Origin of the sequence: Actinomadura sp. 7K534 (genome assembly GCF_004348575.1) — a bacterium.
Taxonomy (GTDB): Bacteria; Actinomycetota; Actinomycetes; order Streptosporangiales; family Streptosporangiaceae; genus Spirillospora; species Spirillospora livida.
Map to the genome: position 1 here is coordinate 1 of NZ_SMKB01000046.1, position 15,708 is coordinate 15,708.

Here is a 15,708-nt window from a genome sequence, read left to right on the forward strand (position 1 = left end):
CCCACCCCTGGGCCCGAGCCGTAGTCGACGCAGCCGTGCAATGGGCAATGCACCGACGCCGCTTGCGGCATTGACGCAGCCGCCACCCCCGCCGATCCAACAGCAGGCCACCGACCTCCGCGACGCCCTGGAATCCCGCGACCCCGCCAGGGCCGCCATGGCCAGCCTCCTCATCTTCCACGCCTTGCGGCCGCGGCAGCTCCGCCAGATGCTCCTCGTCGATCTGCGCGACGGCCGCCTCCACATCGACGACCAATTGATCCTGCTCGCCCCGCAGGTCGGCTCCCGCCTGGCCGCCTACCTGGACTACCGCGGCCAGCGATGGCCGAACACCGCGAACCCACACTTCTTCATCACCGTGATCACCGCACGAAATACGGCAGAGGCGCACCGCAAATGGGTCAATAACACCCTCGGCTTCCGCGCCCAAGACCTCCGCGATGACCGAATCCTCGACGAGGCCCACGCCAGCAACGGCGACATCCGACGCATACGTGACCTGTTCGGTCTCACCGTCAACGCCGCTCAGCGCTACGTCGATGCGCTCCGACACCCCGATCTGCGAGACCCGCCACCCCAGGGCTGACCGCGTTCTCGGATGGTGAGACCACATCAGGCTGATCCAGGCTCCGGTAAGGCCCGCAAACGGCATGGCGATCGACCGTATATCCGCACGTATTGAACGGTGACCCCAGGTCCCTCACGATCGCACCCTGCCGGACGGTGTGTGTCGGTCCTGTGTGGCAGGCTTCCCACGTCCTGGGCCGGGCGGTCCGCCGGCCGTCAGTGCTTCGTTAGGGGTGGGGCCTTGTCGTCATGCGTGTTCGAGGACGCGTCGTTCGACGAGCGTGCGCGACCGGTGATTCTCGCCGTGCACAGCGGCACGCCTTCGGAGGACGACCTTGAAGATGCCGCGCTCATCGAGTACGACCCGTCGCCGGCGATGCTGGAGAGTACCGCGCGGTGGATGAGAATCCGGGACGACCTCACTGCAGAGGGATTCACCCCGACCGAGATCCTGCGGGTCTTCCTCCGCGCCGTCTCCCTCGCATACGACATGCCGGGGCCGACGACGGAAATGCTGGCCTGGATGTTCACCGAGGCCTCAGGCACCGAGGTCGCCCGCGAGGTCTGCGAACACCAGATCGCCCTCGGCCAGGCTCCCGTCCCGCCGGGAGCTCGACGGTGGCATCTGGACCGGGCCGGTGCGATCGCCGCGGCCCGCCTGGCCTGCGACGGTGGTCTCGACCCGCGTTTCGACCGACTGCTGGTGGAAGCGATCGCGCCGTTGCCGGTGGTCCGCGCGGCGCTCGCCGCGTTGCCGATGGAGCGCCGTGAGGCGCTGGTCCTGTCGGCGATGGACCGCATGAACTTTGCCGCTGCCATGCTCGACTGGCTGCTGGCCACCCGGGATCTGGTGGACACACCGGCGGTCACCGCCGCGCGTACGAGGCTGATCGCCGAGCCCCCCGAAGGCGACCGGATGCGGGCGCTCATCGCCGAGGAGGCGCGCGGCACGCCGCGCCCGATCCATCCGCGCCCGACCCCCGCCGCCCGGGAGGCACTCCAATACCTGCGGGACAAGCGTGCGAACGAACGCCGCGCCGCGGAACTGGGGCCCCTCGCCGAACGTATGTGGGAGCGGCGCGTCATCTTCGTGGAGGCGCCGGAACTAAGGTCGGTGGCGGCGTGGGAGGCGGCCGGCGAGCGGAGGAGCGAGCAGATTGCCGCAACCGTCGTCACCGCCTTGGGGCCGGAGTTCTCCCTGATCGGGCTGCGCTCATTCGGCGGCCCGCCGATCGCGGTGCTGTCGCGCCGGGGCGTACGGTTCTGCCTTGTACCCGGCGGCGGCGTCGACGTCGGCCTCTCGCCTGAGGAGGAGGCCGAGATCCGCGACGCCGCCGACCAGCGCGAGGAGTGGGAGGAGGACTACACGCTTCTCGACAAGGTGGATCTGATGCGGCCGCTGACGCACGTCAAGGTCGGCCCGATGGTCGTCGCGCAGGCACCGAGCCCGCCGCTACCACCCCATGAGGCGACGGACGAGCTGGAGAAATCACCGCTGCGGCTTCCCTCTGAAGCCGAGTGGGAGTACCTCGCCCGCGGCGGACTCGGCCACCGGCTCACCTACCGCGGTCCCGGCGTCCCCGACAGCAAAGAATGGTTCGAGGCGATCGAGGCACTCGGCGTCGATGGTGCGAACATGTTCGGGCTGTACGGGTTCGGTTTCCAGCCCGAGCCCTGCACCGATGTGTTCCATCCCGGCCATGACGGCCTCCCCGCCGACGGACTCCCACGGCGCGGCGCAGGACCCCGCGTCGTCAAAGGCGGCGCAGCGCACTGCTACCCCTGGCAGGGCTGCGGTGAATGGCACCTGCTGCTTTCCGCCATGCGAACCCCGCAGACGGCCTGGGAGTACGCGCTCGCCCCCCGCTTCGTGATCGCGATCCGGACCGCCTGAACACCGCACGGGCGGAGGGGCGTCCGGCGCGGCATGAATACAGCAAATATCGGTCATGAGTTGGGACCGCCCGCCACCCCCAGTTCGTGAACCGAAGCCGCCATACTTACCACGGGCGCCAGCGCACCGCGACTTCCGAGCCAAGCATCCGTCAGTAATCGCGAACTCACGGGGACAGATGACCTACCGCGGGTTCCTGGCCGAGTTGCTCATGGCCGAGTGCGACGACCGCAACCGCCGCCGCTCCGAACGCTGCATCAAGGCCGCATCCTTCCCCCGGAAAAGTCGGTGCGTGAGTTCGACTTCGACGCCAACCCCAGCATCGACCCCGCCACCGTCCACCCCCTGGCCTCCTGCGAGTGGGTGAAGAAGGGCGAACCGCTCTGCCTGATCGGCGACTCCGGGACCGGCAAGTCGCCAGCGACCTGGGGCTAACAAGATTCATCAAAGTCCATGGCTTCTTGGCGGGCGTAGCGGCGGTATTGGTTGGCGAGGACATCAAGGGGCAGCAGGGGCCATCGGGTGACGGCGCCGGTGGTCTTGTTGATGACCAGGGTGGCGGGGGTTTCGAGCGTCGGGATACGTGGCGCTTCGGGGAGGGACACCGGGATCGGGGTGGCCCGGTAGCCGTCTTCGAACTCTTCAATATGGAGGAGTATCGAGGTGTCGCGGTGGTCAGTCAGGTGGAGGTGGGCCCGGCGCCAGGCCTCGGCGGCATCGACTGTGACGAGGTCCTGCGGGGTGGAGGTGCGGCCCTTCGCGTGCTTTCGAGGGTCGGGCTGGCCGGATGAGTCCTCGTAGACGTCGTGCGCTCCGATGAGCAGGGTCAGGGTCTCGGTGATGCTGATCAGCAGGTGATGGGCGCGGCGAAGGAAGGCCATGGTGTCGTCTAGGCCGCCTGTTCGCGTCAGTTGATCGAGGACGTGGTCGTCGCCGTTGCTGTCGACCTGTCCAGCAAGGGTTCTAACGGCCTCGATGTCTCTTGCAAGGCGGGCGTGCAGGTCTGGGCCGGTGTGCATGGAATCGTCCTGAAGGGTGGGGGCATAGGCCGGCGACGCGGCGGTATGGACCGACCGCCGCGTCCTCGAGGATTCGGTCCCTGCTGGGACCGGGTGCTGGGCTCGTCAGGTCGGTGGCACGGAGACGTCTGCGGTTTCGTGACGGCTGATGATGCGTTCGGCTGTCTCTTGGAGGTCGATCAGGGGTTGGCGGGTGTAGCCGTGACCGTCCTGCCAGGAGAACATTTTGGGCTCGGCCCAGATGATGAGGTCCGCGACCGTGAGGACGGAGATGCCACGGTCGTCACTGCGGAGGGTTGTAGGGATGCCGCGGGTCCTCAGTGCTCCGGAGAGGCACTCAGCCGCCGTGGCCGGAGGGAGGATGCGGTCTGTCTCGGGCCATGGGGTCGGTAGAGCGAGGGTGAACCAGACGGCCTTGCCCACCGTTGGGGCGAGACGGGAGCGAGTGAGGTGCGTACCCGTTGACTGCGAGAGGGCTGTGACGATGGCCAGGCCCCTGCCGTGCTCGTCCAGCAGGGCGCCGTTCCGGAAGATCGGCCAGGTCTGGCGGTGGGCGTCGTAGACGGAGACGACCAGTTCGGGGACGGGAAGGTTGCGTGCCCAGATCCAGAGCTCAGGATTGTGGCCGGCCGAGGCGGAGTGGATGTGCGCGTTGGTGGCCAACTCCGATACGGCCAGTCTGGCGTCCTCGATCGACTCAGCGGCAAAGCCGAGTTCGCACATCGTCGTGGCGAGGAGAGAGCGAGCTCGGGGTGCACAGGTCGGGTCTGTGGGGAGTTGGAAGGTGCAGGCTCCGCCGACGCGGATGTCGGCCGGTTCGCCGGTCAGCACGCGCCGCTCCTGTTCGGCGTGTGGGCCATGGTGTGACGGCCCCGGCAGCGGAGGCGGCTCCAGAAAGTGCCTTTGCGAGTGGAGGACCTCGTCATGGACGGGGCCGTGGGCCCGATGCGCTTCCGAGGCGGCCTGTGCAGCGCTCCGCGCGAGGACGGCCGCAGGGTACAGGGGTGCAGCGAGCTGAGCCGGCGGTGCAGGTCATTTGGAGTGGTTGCCTCGATCAGCCGGTGTGTGTCGTTCGGTGTGCGGACCAGGGCCCAGTAGCTTCCCGTGAAGTCGCCCCACCAGATCAACGCGTTGGGGAAACGCCGACCGAGTTCGGTGATGGCCTGGTCTGGGTCCAGGTCGCCGACTGCCCATGGCGCCCTTGTCACGGCCGGTGAGACAGCGGCTCGATGCCTGTTGTCGGCGATGGGCGGCGCTACCTGTATAGGGGGCGCATTCATACGATCGTGCATGGGTCGGACCTCCATCGTCCGATCAAGGTCTCGGGCCGGTGTGGCAGCACCGGCCCGAGACCGCCTTAACCTCTCGGTCCCGGCACCTGGCGGGGGTTGACTGAATCCCACTGAGTTCACCGGTGTCCGGACATCGTTCCGGTCGACGGCCCACCAAGTGACCTACCGCCATCATGGACTCACGCAACGCATCTGTCTATGAACTTGTTCATTTTCTTCTGACACTTCTTCAGCTCAAGTAGCCGAACTAACAAGATCGACATGCGACACTGGGCGACATGCCGAACGCACAGAGTCCGACGGTCAGGCATCGTCGCCTCGCCCGCCAGCTACGTCAGCAGCGGGAGAAGTCCGGTCTGTCTATGGAGCAGGCCGCCGCGGCGCTGGGGTGGAGCCGCCCGAAGCTGTTGCGCTTCGAGACGGCCAAGACGCGCCCCAAGCCCTCGGACGTCGAGGCGATGCTCGATCTGTACGGAGGGGACGAGGCCGCCAAGCTGGCGCTCATGCAGCTCGCCCGGGACATCCGCAAGCGCGGCTGGTGGTCGGCCTTCAACGACGTCCTCGCCGGATCGTTCGCCGAACTGGAGGACGACGCCACCCGCATTCGCAACTGGCAGGTCCAGTCAGTCCCCGGCCTGCTCCAGACGAGCGACTATGCGCTCGCCCTCATCCGGATCGGGAGTCCCGACGACTCTGAAGACGTGGTGCTGCGCCGCCTTCAGGCACGTATGGCTCGGCGCGCCATCCTGGAGCGGCGGAACGGTCCCTCCTACAACGTGGTTCTCGATGAAGCGGTGCTCAGACGTCCCGTTGGCGGCGCACAGATCATGGCGCGGCAGCTCGACGCCCTGATCAGCGCGGCTCAGAAGCCCCATGTGAGCATCCGGGTGATACCGGCTTCTGCAGGTGAGCACGCCTGCATGGACGGCGCCTTCGTGATCCTGAGCTTCCCCGGTGACATGGATCCCGATGTCGTCTACCTGGAGGGCATGGGCGGCGAGATCTATATCGAGGATGTCGGACAGGTCAATCGCAGTAATGTGAGGTTTGACCGCCTTTGCGATCAGGCGCTCTCCGAGGAGGACTCGATGGCGCTGATCGCTGCGATTGCCAAGGAGTACCAGCAGTCCGATGAATCTCAGCACTGAACTCTCACGGGCTCACTGGCGCAAGGCCCGCCGAAGCAGCAGCACCGGGAGCGACTGCGTCGAGGTCGCCGCCGTCCACGGACTCGTTGCCGTCCGCGACTCCAAGAATCCGGACGGCCCCAAGCTCCTCATCGGCCGTAACACATGGCAAGAGCTGACTGACCGCTTGAACAGCGGCGAACTCAATATCTAAGCCGATCAGTCTCAAAACCGAGCTCTCACCGGCCTAACTGGTGCAAGGCCACGACTGGCACCTGCGGCAGCCCGGCCCGGTACACCGATGTTTGCCCGGCGCCAGGCCACCGCACAGTTTCCGGCCCGGTACACCGCTGTATCTGACAGTGGCCGACCGGGCGCTCCGAGCGACCTATCCTTCGCGGTGCCGACTGATTGTCGGCATGGACATAAGGCGGTTGAAGGCGTCAGGTCTCGACAGCAGGGGAAGGCGGTCGGGCATTGACGGTGCCGCCTTGGGTGGGGTGAACACGCCGTCAGCGGAGACCTCTGTGGACGCCTCGGTACTCGGCGACAGGGACAGTACGGTGAGCTGGCTTTGGCCCCGAGGTTGGAGTTCGCGGACGGCTTCGCTTCCGTCGTCGCAGGTGATGAGGATGCGCGGCAACGGTCCCTGGGTTCCTAGGTAAGTGCGAGTCTGCTGAGCGTCTTCGGTCAGGGTCAGACCTGGAATCCTTTCCTCTTGGAGAGTGCCGATGTCGATGCCGAATAGCCGCCAGGCGTCGGGGCGGGCGATGACGAGCTCGGAAGCGCGGCCCTTCCGGTCGGTGAGAGCGTCCAAAGCCACGCGGCGGACGGCACCTTCCGCGCCAGGGCCGACCAGGGAAACGACCTTCGATGACAGTTGGGCCCCACACTCCTCGGATGCCGGTCGCTCGGTGGGCGTCACAGGAGTCACCCTCACCATGCCGTTCGCTCGCCGGTTGAGACGGCGAAGAATGGATCGCGTCGCCTGGCAGATGGCTCGGCGGCGCCGTCCGGCCACATAGGCGGCGCTGACGGACAGAGCCAGTAGCGCGGCGACTACGGCCCAGCCGAATGGCCCGGCCTTGTAGCTGCTCTGCTTGCCGGGCGCCGTCGGAATGGGTGTGTCGTGTTCGCGGGGTGTTGGCGGCGGGTGTTGAGTGGACGATTCCACCTCCCCAGGAGACGGCGTGGAAGAGCTCGTGGGGGCGGTCTGTCTGCCTTGACGAGAAGGCGCTGGAGTCACCGGCGCACTCTCCCGATGCTTCCTGGGCTTATGGCTGGGGTCACTCGGCTTCGGACGGCGGCTGGGAGGCTTCGACACCCTGGGGATGTAGTCGCGGAAGACGTCGTTCCAGTCCGGGTCACGGCCGGTCCTGAGACTCCGCAGTACTTCTTTTCGAGCGCGGCGGCAGACCTTGTTCCTGTCGACGTACCTGCTGGCGACCGGGCCAATCGGGGCGCAGGGCGGCGCATGCCCGGCAACAACATGCTCCGTGGTCTCGGGCACGGTATGAGGGAGCGAGATGGCGGCGAGGAGGGTGAGGTTGAAGACGACCGGAGGCCCGAACCCCACTACTCGTAGCAGCAGTGGCCGCGGCGTCGCGCTTCTCACCACGCATCTCTCCGCGTGGAGCGGTTCGTCGACGGTGCCGATTTCTCATCCTCGCCTCCTCGCTCGTAGGCGCGGTTCCGGCGACGGTCCAGTGGCGGCGCGGGCGGAGGCTGCCAAGCCGTCCGGGACGGTTTCGGATAGCGGCGTGGCCATCGGATCGCCGCGATCAGTGCGATGGGCCAGCCGAAGACGGTCATGCAGCAGATCACGTTGACCAAGACGATGTAGCCGATCTCCTCGACGCCGCGGACGATGGCGATCAGCGTCGGCAGCACAGCGAGCAGCATGAGGAAGCCGATCAGCGCGAGCAAGAAGAATTCGTTGCCCTGCATGGCGGTCATCATTTCCCTCCCTTCTTCAGAGGTTGCGTCGGCGGTTCCGGTCGGGGGCCTGGAGTGGTGTTCGGCGTGCGGCCGGTGTTTCGGGGGACCGCTTCGCGCTCATCTCCAGCGCCTCCTGGATGGAGAGCGGGAAGTCTTCGGCAGCCGACGCAATGTCCGAGCCTCGACTGCGGTGAGAGCGCGGGCTCTCGGGTACGACCTTGACGATGATGTGTTCGGGCAGGTTCGTGGCGATCTCCAAGACCGTGCGCAGCTCCTCGGGCTCGGGTTCGCGCCCTTGAAGGCGGAGCTTGTTCCTGAGTTCGCTGGCGATCTGGCCCGCGCGCTGCTCTTGGCGAGCCTCTTCGCCGTCACCTCGGCCTGGGCCGGGAGCCGACGCCGTCCACTCAGCACCTGTGCCTTCGTGTAGTTCTCCGCGTCGGGATGCCGCATCGCCGGTTCGGATGTCGGGGTCGCGAGCGAAGAAGTGGGCGGCCCGTCGCATGGCGTCGAGAGGGCTCTCGCCCTCGCTGCGGTATCGGTCGTAGTGGCTCATCGCGTGGGGATGCAGGTCACGTAGCCGGTCCTCGCACTTGCTGACCGCGAGCGCCGCGGACGCGTTGTCTGGGGCGTAGGGAACGGCCGCCGCCCACACTTCGGCGACGTCCAGAAGGTTCGCGCGCCGTAGCCATTGGCGGTCGTGGGCACGTTCCCAGCGGGAGCGCGCTCCGGTCATTGCCGCCCTCTGAGCCTTCGCCTCTGCTCGTTGAGCTCGCTGGTCCTGTGCTCGCCGGCCAGCTCTTAACCGCTGGCGGTACCGGGCGAGGCTTTGTTGTACGCCCATCGCCGTGGAAACGATCTGGACGAGTCGTTGGCCACCGTGCTGGAGGCCTTCGTTGATCGGGTCGGGGTGCTGCTGGCTCATGACTTCCTCCGATGGGTGCGTCTAGGTAGTGCCGTGTGCGAGGTGCGTTGAAGCCCGGCGCTTCGCCCTTCGCGGCTGGGAGGCTGGACTGGTGAGGCGTCGGGGGCCGGGTCCGGGCTGATCGCCGAAGCGACAAGGGAGGTGACCTCGGACGGGTCCATGCCCGTGCGGGCTGCGACGCGGGTGACCTGGCGGACGATCTGATCCGGCGGAAGTTCGGCGATCAGTACTGCGGCGGCCTGGGCGGCGGCCAACCGGGACTCGACGAACTCCAGAGCTCCCCCGAACCGCTGGATTTTCTCATCTACGACCAGGTCAGCGAGGGGAGTTGCAGAAAGTAGTGCCTCGCGGACACTTGAGTGTTCCGTCGGCGACAGGAGCTCGGCGGGGTCCCGGCCCTTGGGAAGCACCGCTGCCTCGACTGCGCCTCCGACGCGGCGGAGGGTGCGCCAGGCCCTGATCGCTCCAGTCCGTCCGGCCGGATCCCCGTCGAGTGCGATGACCAGTCCGGAAGCATCGAGGTCGACGGAGCGGCCGATCTCTTCGATCTGCGCTGCGGTGATCGCAGTACCGCAAGGTGCAATGGCGGCGTAGACGTCCGGCATGACCGCGTTGACCGCGATCGCATCGAGCGGCCCCTCGACAAGGAGAGGGCGTGCGTTGCCTGCGAGCTGTTGGCGCCCCTCATGGAGGCCGAAGAGCACATCGCCTTTGTGGAAGAGCACCGTCTCGGGGGTGTTGAGGTACTTCGGGCCTGGGGCGTCGTCTCGGCAACGGCCGATGAAGCCGATGACCTCGCCGTCTTTGTCTCGGAGAGGGAACAGGACGCGGTCTCGAAACAGGTCGAAGGGCCCTCCGCGCTTCGGCTGTTTCGCCAAGCCCGCGTCGATCAGCGTCTGATCGCTGTGACCCAGTTCCCGCAGGTGCTCAAGCAACGAATGCCGGGATCGAGGTGCGAGGCCGATCTGCCATTGCTCCTGCATCGCAGGCGCGAAGCCGCGGCGCGCGAGATAGCCGGCTCCCCAGCTTCCCGGAAGGTTCCTTCGGAAAAAGCGGTGTGCGTCGGCAAGTGCAGCGTGCAGTTGGGAGGTGGAGCTATCCAGTGCCTGACGGGTGGTCTCAGCCACCGGGGCAGTCTCCTGGAGGCGGCCGGGCCTTGCGGTGACCAGCGTTGCGGTGGAGCGCCCCGGCTTGGAGAGGTCACGGAGTCGCCGCTTGAGTCGGTTGCCCGTCCGTACGATCTGGTCTCCGACCACGCGGATGGCAGCGGCGGAGTCTGTGCGAACGTCATCCCCCGCCCACCGTTGAGGCGGTGGAAAGAACAGCTGCGAAACGTCCAGCCCAAGCTCGGCCAGGACGAGGTAGGCGACCGAATCCGCCGTGACGCGCCGAACGCCGCGACAATCGAGGCCGTCCGTGTCGGGGTGTCCGCCGGGCTGGAGTGCGTGGGCGAGCTGGTGGACGAGCAAGGCTGCCGCAGCTGTGTCGTCAAGCTCCGGATGAACCTTGATCCGCCGCTCGGGGGGACCGAGGTAGCTCCAGCCCTGTCCGCGGTCGACGTAGAAGTCGAGGTCGGCTGCGAGTCGGGAAAGCCACCGCAGTCCCTCTGCCCGCGAGAGCTCGGGCTTTTCGATCGACCGCCCGTCGGTTTGCTCGATGTCGAAGACGGTGCGCGGCTTTCCGCGAGTGGAGATGATGCGGATGCCGGTCTCGCCACTGCGAACCTGCCGTTCCTGCTTCTGCCACGCGTCATACGAGCGAGCATCGGTTGCTGAGGGACGTTGGGCCGGGATCAGCAGCGTGTTGGTGAATCCGTATCGTCCATGACGGCCGGCATGCTTCAGCCAGACCTCCCATTCCAGACGTCCGTCGGCGAGACAGGCGACAGCGTGGTCAGCGATCCCCTTCAGAGTGGTGAGCTGGCGCCGTTGTTCCTCCGTCTGGGCCAACTGCTCCCCTCGGGATGAGGCGATCATGACGAGCCCCGCCTGGCCGCTTCATTACGAACGGCGGCGATCATCTGGGTGAGGCGGTAGTTGGCGATGGTGAAGCCCGATTCGCGCAGGCGTTGGCCGAGGCGGTCCCGGCTGAATTGGCCGCCTTCCCGTTCGACCTCGCGGTGGAGTTGTCGGGCGATGTCCATCAGCTGGTTCTCCCGCCGCTTGGCCTTGGTGCTGTTGCCGTCAGCGGCCGGGATGGGCGGGTCCTGGGCGGGCAGTCGTTTGAGGGCGAGCCGGTCGGCCAGCGGGGCTCGCCATCGCCAGGACCACCTGCCGTAGTTCTGCTGGAGCTCGGAGACGGCCAGCAGGTGGCGGTGCTCCAGGTCGAGCCCCTGCCGGTACTCGGTGATGTGCCACAGGACCATGCGTCGCCACAACAGCAGGCTGGAGACCGGCGCGAGGAGCCACCGCGCGGCCGGAATTCGTTCGACCCGGTTGACCGAGGTCAGTCCCACCCATCGGCGGATGAGGTGCCGGACGCCTTCGACCACCGTGATGAACAGGACGGGCATCGCCGCCGTCATCACGCTGCCGGCCAAGCTTCCGTGCGCGGCGGACACGTTCACCAGGACGGTGCCGGCGATAAAGAGCCAGGCGACCCAGCGCAGTACCGGCCAGGGCAGGTCCAGGTACTCCATCAGCAGGTCCCAGGCCAGCAGGATCAAGATGCCGACGTCCATGCCGACTGGGACGATCCAGGCCAGCCCACCGAAGTGCGGCTCGGCCATCTGCCGGATGGTGGTGAACGACCCGACGCCGCCGAGGACGGCCAGCGCCACGATCAGCGGAGCGACTCCGGCAGTCACCCATTTGATGACCTGGGTCTCCCGAGGCGCCCGCGCGGACTTCTGCCCACCGGTGGCCGAGGGAGTCACTCCTGCTGGCTTGGGCCGGGTCACCGAAGGCGCCTTTCGACCATCCAGACCAGCAGCCGCGCGACGTGCCGGGGTTCGTCGGCGGTGCCGAGCAGCCGTCCGTGGGCGGTGACGTAGGCGTAAGCGCCGTCGGCGCCGGCGCACAGGACGGTTTCCGACCATCCGTTGTGGCGGATGCGCAGGCGCCAGCGTCCGTTACGGGGTGTGCGAGCCCTCACGCAGGCTCCCAGCCGCTTCAGCTCGTAGTGCAGCCGGAGCAGCCTGGCACGCCGTTCCGCCAGCTCAGCCTGTGTGGTCGTTGCCTGCTTGTACATCGCGCCCCCCGGTGATGCCAGTCGATGATCGGAGCGGCCATCAACTAGAGTTCTTGATCAGAAAGATGCAGCACACGCAGACGTCGGTCAACTAAAGTGAGTGACCGGCGTGTTGACCACTTTTGAGCGATTACCGGTGCGTCATGGCCCTCGCCGTCGGCTCGCCGGTCGTGGCGGCATTCTCGGTGCTGCGCTTGCCTGCCTGCCTTGGGGTGCGGGGGCCCACGGGCTGGGGAATCCGGCCATGGCCAGCTGTGCCTGCGTCGGCTGGACGACAGGGTCGGCCAGGAGGGTGCCGTGGTGACCGGCCGCTGCGTGGTCGAGGTGCTGCTTCGCTCGACGTGCCGCGTCGGCCTGCGCCTGACGCTGTTGCAGCAGGCGGATCTGGGCGATGGTGTCTACAAGAGCGATCAAGCGGCTGACCAGCACGAGGATGGAAACGGTGGTGCGGTCATGAGTCCCGGCGAGGGTCAACAGCCGGGCCGCGGTACGCAATGCGTTGCCTTCTGATCTGGGACGAGGAGTCCGGCTGTAGAGCGAGCGTGCGGCCCGGTCGTAGCTGTCCGCGGCACGGCGTAGATGAGGATTACCGGTGGCTTTGGCGGCCACGTGCAGAGCATCGGACGCGGCCCAGCAGGCGTCCTCAGCGGCATAGGGGTTGGTGGCCAGATGCCGCCGGATCTGGGACGTGGCGTAGGCGGCAGCCCGCGCCGCGTCGTCGTAGAACGCCTGCCGTTCTTCGTGCGTGAGGTCGTCCAGCAGGACGGAAGGATCGCCGTAGGCGTCCGACCCAAAGCTCTCCCATCGTCGCTGAAGGCGCTGCAACGTGAGGCCGTCGGCAAGCCGCCCGCCGCTGTACCAGGTGGGCTCTTCACCATCGGCCAGCGCGACGGCGTAGCCGGTGATCTGCTCGGGATCGAGTTGGCTGTAGCGACGCCGCACCAGCAGCCCGTGCTGCTCAAGCAGATCAAGGAACTCGTGGGTCGTCCGGGCTTCGTCCGCCGCGCGGCGGACGGTCGTCCGCAACACGCCGCGCGCCGTCCGCGCCGACAGGTGCCGTCCAGACAGCGGACGAGGCGCCGGACGATCAACCCCGTCCGATGCCCATCGGCGACGGAGTTTGGGCAACGTGAGATCGTCGGCCAGCTTCCCGCCGCCGAACCACACGGGCCGCCCGGACGGCCCCACGTCGTCAGGAAGTGCGACGGCGTAACCCGTGACTCCACCACCGATACCTTCACTGCGACGCTTATGGACCAGGACCCCTTCAGCCGCCAGAGCAGCGAAGAACTCGGCTTCCGTCCGAGCCCCGGCGGCCGCGGTAACCACATGCCGCCGCAGCGCGCTGCGCGCCGGTTCCGGCCGACCGACGCGTTCGGACTTCTCGATCTCGGCGCGCTTGGGCCGCCGCGCCGCCGTCCGGTCCGCCGGGGCCGTCCGCCGCAGCCGGTAACGGTCCTCGACCACCCGGCAGGCGGCGCGCAGCCGGTAGCCGTCGTTCCACACACTGGGCCGGGTCCCGTCCTGGCGGGCCAAGGTGGCGACGATGTGGATGTGGTCGTCGGCATGGCGGACGGCGAACCAGCGGACGGCTTCGTCGTCGCCGGACGGAGCAAGCCCTGTCCGGTCCATGATCTCATTGGCGACGTCCGCCCATTGACGATCGCTGAGCACCGGGTCGTCCGGATGCGCCCGGACGGCCACATGCCAAACCGGCTTGGGATGGTTGCGTTCACCCAGCAGATCCAGCGGCTGTCGCATCAGAGCGTCCAGACGCCGGAAATCCCGCTTCCCGTCCTTCCCTACGAGAGGTTCGAGCGCTTCCGGAGAATCGAAGCCTGCGACGATATGCGGATCCTGATGTTCGTTGCGCCGCCCTGGCCCGTACAGGTAGCGAATTAGGCCCGGTACGCGCTCACCGCGTATGACCTTGGCGATCACGCAGCCCTACCGCGCCACATCCGACAAATCACAACCACGGCGGCCGGAACTTCGTAGCTCCGCCCGCAATCAGCCGAGTGCGGACCATCGTCAGCCTCGCCCTATTGTCGAGTCCTCGGCCCGGTGGAGCGGCGCAACGCTCTTCTGATCTCTTCGGCGACCGCATCGATGTTCTGCGTCGAGGCCGCCGCGACCCGCGCGTACTGTTCCAAAGCACGTGTGGACTGGCCCGCTGAATGCAGGGCGGCGACGGCCTGATTGAGATTGATTCCGATACGACGAGCCTGTCCAGCAGCATGCATCACCTCACCCAGCAACTCCGTCAGCGGCGACCAGCGCGGCGGATCGGCCTCCATGGCCACCGCGACAGTGACTTCGCCGGCATAAGCGCTCACCGCCATGCCGACCCGCTCAGCCGCCGCCCGGACCACGGCGTACTCCTCCTCACTCAGGGGGATACGCACCCCAACAGCTCGCCGCTGCCCGCGCACTCGCCGCCGACGATGCCCCTGACCTCGCCGATGTCCTACGCCAGCACCGTTCTCCCGCCGGCCCCCAAGCCGCGGACCTTCGTGACCACCAAGCGCCACCTTTACCCCCGTTCAGGCTGGTGGGCCTTCCCAATTCCCTCTTCGGACCGCGCCCGGTCCGAAGCCTGTAAGTGTCACTTCCGCCATTACTTGCCCCACGCCAGGCGAGCACCCGGCGGACGGCCCACTGGCACCCTGACGAAAGCGCCCGGACGTGACAGGCTCGGTCGTGTGAGCCGAGCTGCGGACACTGAGCACAGCGGAAAACCCATACGCATCCACGGGCTGGTGCTGCCGGCCCTCCTCGTGCAGTTGCTGGAGACGGGGCAATGGCGGCATCCCGGTGACGGCGTTCTGCGCGAGGTCATGCCGTGGTTCGAGGACCCGCTGGACTTCCTCACGCCTACGACGAGATACGCGGACAGTCACAGTCGCTGCTGCACTTTTTGGCGGCTGAGGAGATCACCTCCGAACTGTTCCGGCTGAACCGCGGCAGCACTGCCACCGCCCCCGTCGAACTGCCCTGGCTCGATGTCGAACTCGCCATCCTCATCGCGGTCAACCGACACGCAGGTGATGACGTCGCGATTGCTCTGGACTATCGCACCAGCACCTCCGACCCAAGCGTGGTCGCCAGCGACTTCTTCACTGACCGCCGACGCTGTGCATGGCGCACCGTCGCACCGACCTTCTCCGCCTTCGCCGCCGCCCTGAACCTCCTCGGCCCGCGCGAGTACCACTACGTCGGCCCCGCCGACATCTTCGACCAGGTGGAGCCGGACCATCGCGGGTACGCGATCACCTCGCACGGCGACCTCGCCGCCTGGCTGACCCGACAGACCGCGCAACCCCTGCACGAACCGTTCACCTACGTCATCGACCTGGCCGGGACATTGCGCCTGGCCCCGCAACGCAGCGAGCACGTCGCCTGCGCGGGCCGCGATCCAGTGCTCGGCGCGGGTGAGATCACCTTCGCTGAGGACCGCGGCCGCTACACGGTCACTGAGATCAGCAACCAATCGACCGGCTACTGCCCCGCCCCCTCCTCCTGGCCAGCCCTCGCCGCCGCCCTCGACCGGGCCGGCATCGACCACCCCGCTGAGTTCACCCACCCGATCGTGTTCCGCCGATGCCGCCGATGCCGCCGATGCCGCCAACGCAACATCGTCAAAGACGACCACTACGTCTGTGCGGTATGCGGAAACGCCCTGCCCACCACGTGGAACATGGACGAGCCCGGCACTCCCCTGCGATGACACTCGCGGCCAGAACCCGACGGCAAGACATCG

16 protein-coding genes are annotated in these 15,708 nt (G+C 67.3%); 6 read left to right on the plus strand and 10 right to left on the minus strand.

The window, feature by feature from the left end; translation table 11 throughout:
• The 3 genes from E1266_RS12335 to E1266_RS39855 form a co-directional block, all read left to right on the plus strand.
• On the plus strand, positions 1–586 hold a 586-nt coding region (locus E1266_RS12335; RefSeq protein ID WP_207945598.1), incomplete at its 5' end, for a hypothetical protein.
• Between the two features lie 234 nt (positions 587–820).
• Positions 821–2,461: a hypothetical protein gene (locus E1266_RS12340; RefSeq protein WP_132046479.1), complete on the plus strand. Its 1,641-nt coding sequence runs from the start codon at positions 821–823 to the stop codon at positions 2,459–2,461.
• Positions 2,462–2,749: 288 nt separating this feature from the next.
• Positions 2,750–2,896, plus strand: a complete 147-nt coding sequence (locus E1266_RS39855) for an ATP-binding protein (protein ID WP_279436317.1) — start codon at positions 2,750–2,752, stop codon at positions 2,894–2,896.
• On the opposite strand, the gene E1266_RS12350 is transcribed toward E1266_RS39855, so the two are convergent.
• Both E1266_RS12350 and E1266_RS12355 read right to left on the minus strand, forming a co-directional pair.
• Entirely contained in the window at positions 2,893–3,480 is a 588-nt protein-coding gene (locus E1266_RS12350) for a hypothetical protein (protein WP_132046480.1), read from the minus strand. The genes E1266_RS39855 and E1266_RS12350 overlap by 4 nt on opposite strands.
• A 105-nt stretch (positions 3,481–3,585) precedes the next feature.
• Positions 3,586–4,311, minus strand: a complete 726-nt coding sequence (locus E1266_RS12355; RefSeq protein WP_132046481.1) for an ATP-binding protein — start codon at positions 4,309–4,311, stop codon at positions 3,586–3,588.
• A gap of 739 nt (positions 4,312–5,050) precedes the next feature.
• On the opposite strand from E1266_RS12355, the gene E1266_RS12360 reads away from it, so the two are divergent.
• Together E1266_RS12360 and E1266_RS12365 are read left to right on the plus strand one after the other, a co-directional pair.
• Positions 5,051–5,920 carry a helix-turn-helix transcriptional regulator gene (locus tag E1266_RS12360; RefSeq protein WP_132046482.1) on the plus strand — a complete coding sequence of 290 codons (870 nt, stop codon included), beginning with the start codon at positions 5,051–5,053 and terminating at the stop codon, positions 5,918–5,920.
• The gene (locus E1266_RS12365) at positions 5,904–6,113 is read left to right on the plus strand and encodes a DUF397 domain-containing protein (protein ID WP_132046483.1); all 210 of its coding nucleotides are present in this window, start codon (positions 5,904–5,906) and stop codon (positions 6,111–6,113) included. Before E1266_RS12360 ends, E1266_RS12365 begins: the two co-directional genes overlap by 17 nt.
• 174 nt (positions 6,114–6,287) lie before the next feature.
• Here E1266_RS12365 and E1266_RS12370 read toward each other — a convergent pair whose 3' ends face one another.
• The 8 genes from E1266_RS12370 to E1266_RS12400 all read right to left on the minus strand — a co-directional run bounded on the left by E1266_RS12370 (position 6,288) and on the right by E1266_RS12400 (position 14,320).
• Positions 6,288–7,073, minus strand: coding sequence for a hypothetical protein (locus E1266_RS12370; RefSeq protein WP_132046484.1), 786 nt, complete (start codon positions 7,071–7,073; stop codon positions 6,288–6,290).
• Between the two features lie 437 nt (positions 7,074–7,510).
• Positions 7,511–7,855: a superinfection immunity protein gene (locus tag E1266_RS12375; RefSeq protein WP_165966050.1), complete on the minus strand. Its 345-nt coding sequence runs from the start codon at positions 7,853–7,855 to the stop codon at positions 7,511–7,513.
• Positions 7,856–7,871: 16 nt separating this feature from the next.
• Positions 7,872–8,759: a hypothetical protein gene (locus E1266_RS12380; protein WP_132046486.1), complete on the minus strand. Its 888-nt coding sequence runs from the start codon at positions 8,757–8,759 to the stop codon at positions 7,872–7,874.
• Positions 8,756–10,708 carry a toprim domain-containing protein gene (locus E1266_RS12385; RefSeq protein WP_165966051.1) on the minus strand — a complete coding sequence of 651 codons (1,953 nt, stop codon included), beginning with the start codon at positions 10,706–10,708 and terminating at the stop codon, positions 8,756–8,758. The genes E1266_RS12380 and E1266_RS12385 overlap by 4 nt, the downstream gene beginning before the upstream one ends.
• 23 nt (positions 10,709–10,731) lie before the next feature.
• Entirely contained in the window at positions 10,732–11,565 is an 834-nt protein-coding gene (locus E1266_RS12390) for a DUF2637 domain-containing protein (protein WP_165966052.1), read from the minus strand.
• 89 nt (positions 11,566–11,654) lie between these two features.
• Positions 11,655–11,948, minus strand: a complete 294-nt coding sequence (locus tag E1266_RS37920; RefSeq protein WP_165966053.1) for a hypothetical protein — start codon at positions 11,946–11,948, stop codon at positions 11,655–11,657.
• 141 nt (positions 11,949–12,089) lie between these two features.
• On the minus strand, positions 12,090–13,889 hold the full coding sequence (locus tag E1266_RS12395; protein ID WP_132046489.1) for a hypothetical protein: 1,800 nt from the start codon (positions 13,887–13,889) through the stop codon (positions 12,090–12,092).
• A gap of 101 nt (positions 13,890–13,990) precedes the next feature.
• Positions 13,991–14,320 carry a hypothetical protein gene (locus E1266_RS12400; RefSeq protein WP_132046490.1) on the minus strand — a complete coding sequence of 110 codons (330 nt, stop codon included), beginning with the start codon at positions 14,318–14,320 and terminating at the stop codon, positions 13,991–13,993.
• 545 nt (positions 14,321–14,865) lie between these two features.
• Here E1266_RS12400 and E1266_RS39380 point away from each other — a divergent pair.
• Entirely contained in the window at positions 14,866–15,675 is an 810-nt protein-coding gene (locus E1266_RS39380) for a hypothetical protein (RefSeq protein WP_243718384.1), read from the plus strand.
• Positions 15,676–15,708: the final 33 nt, after the last annotated feature.

What these genes read in the sequence shown, in the direction of transcription:
- E1266_RS12350 (WP_132046480.1), bottom strand. Translation starts at nt 3,480, where the DNA reads ATGCACACCGGCCCAGACCTGCACGCCCGCCTTGCAAGAGACATCGAG.
- E1266_RS12360 (WP_132046482.1), top strand. Translation starts at nt 5,051, where the DNA reads ATGCCGAACGCACAGAGTCCGACGGTCAGGCATCGTCGCCTCGCCCGC.
- E1266_RS12365 (WP_132046483.1), top strand. Translation starts at nt 5,904, where the DNA reads ATGAATCTCAGCACTGAACTCTCACGGGCTCACTGGCGCAAGGCCCGC.
- E1266_RS12375 (WP_165966050.1), bottom strand. Translation starts at nt 7,855, where the DNA reads ATGACCGCCATGCAGGGCAACGAATTCTTCTTGCTCGCGCTGATCGGC.
- E1266_RS12380 (WP_132046486.1), bottom strand. Translation starts at nt 8,759, where the DNA reads ATGAGCCAGCAGCACCCCGACCCGATCAACGAAGGCCTCCAGCACGGT.
- E1266_RS37920 (WP_165966053.1), bottom strand. Translation starts at nt 11,948, where the DNA reads ATGTACAAGCAGGCAACGACCACACAGGCTGAGCTGGCGGAACGGCGT.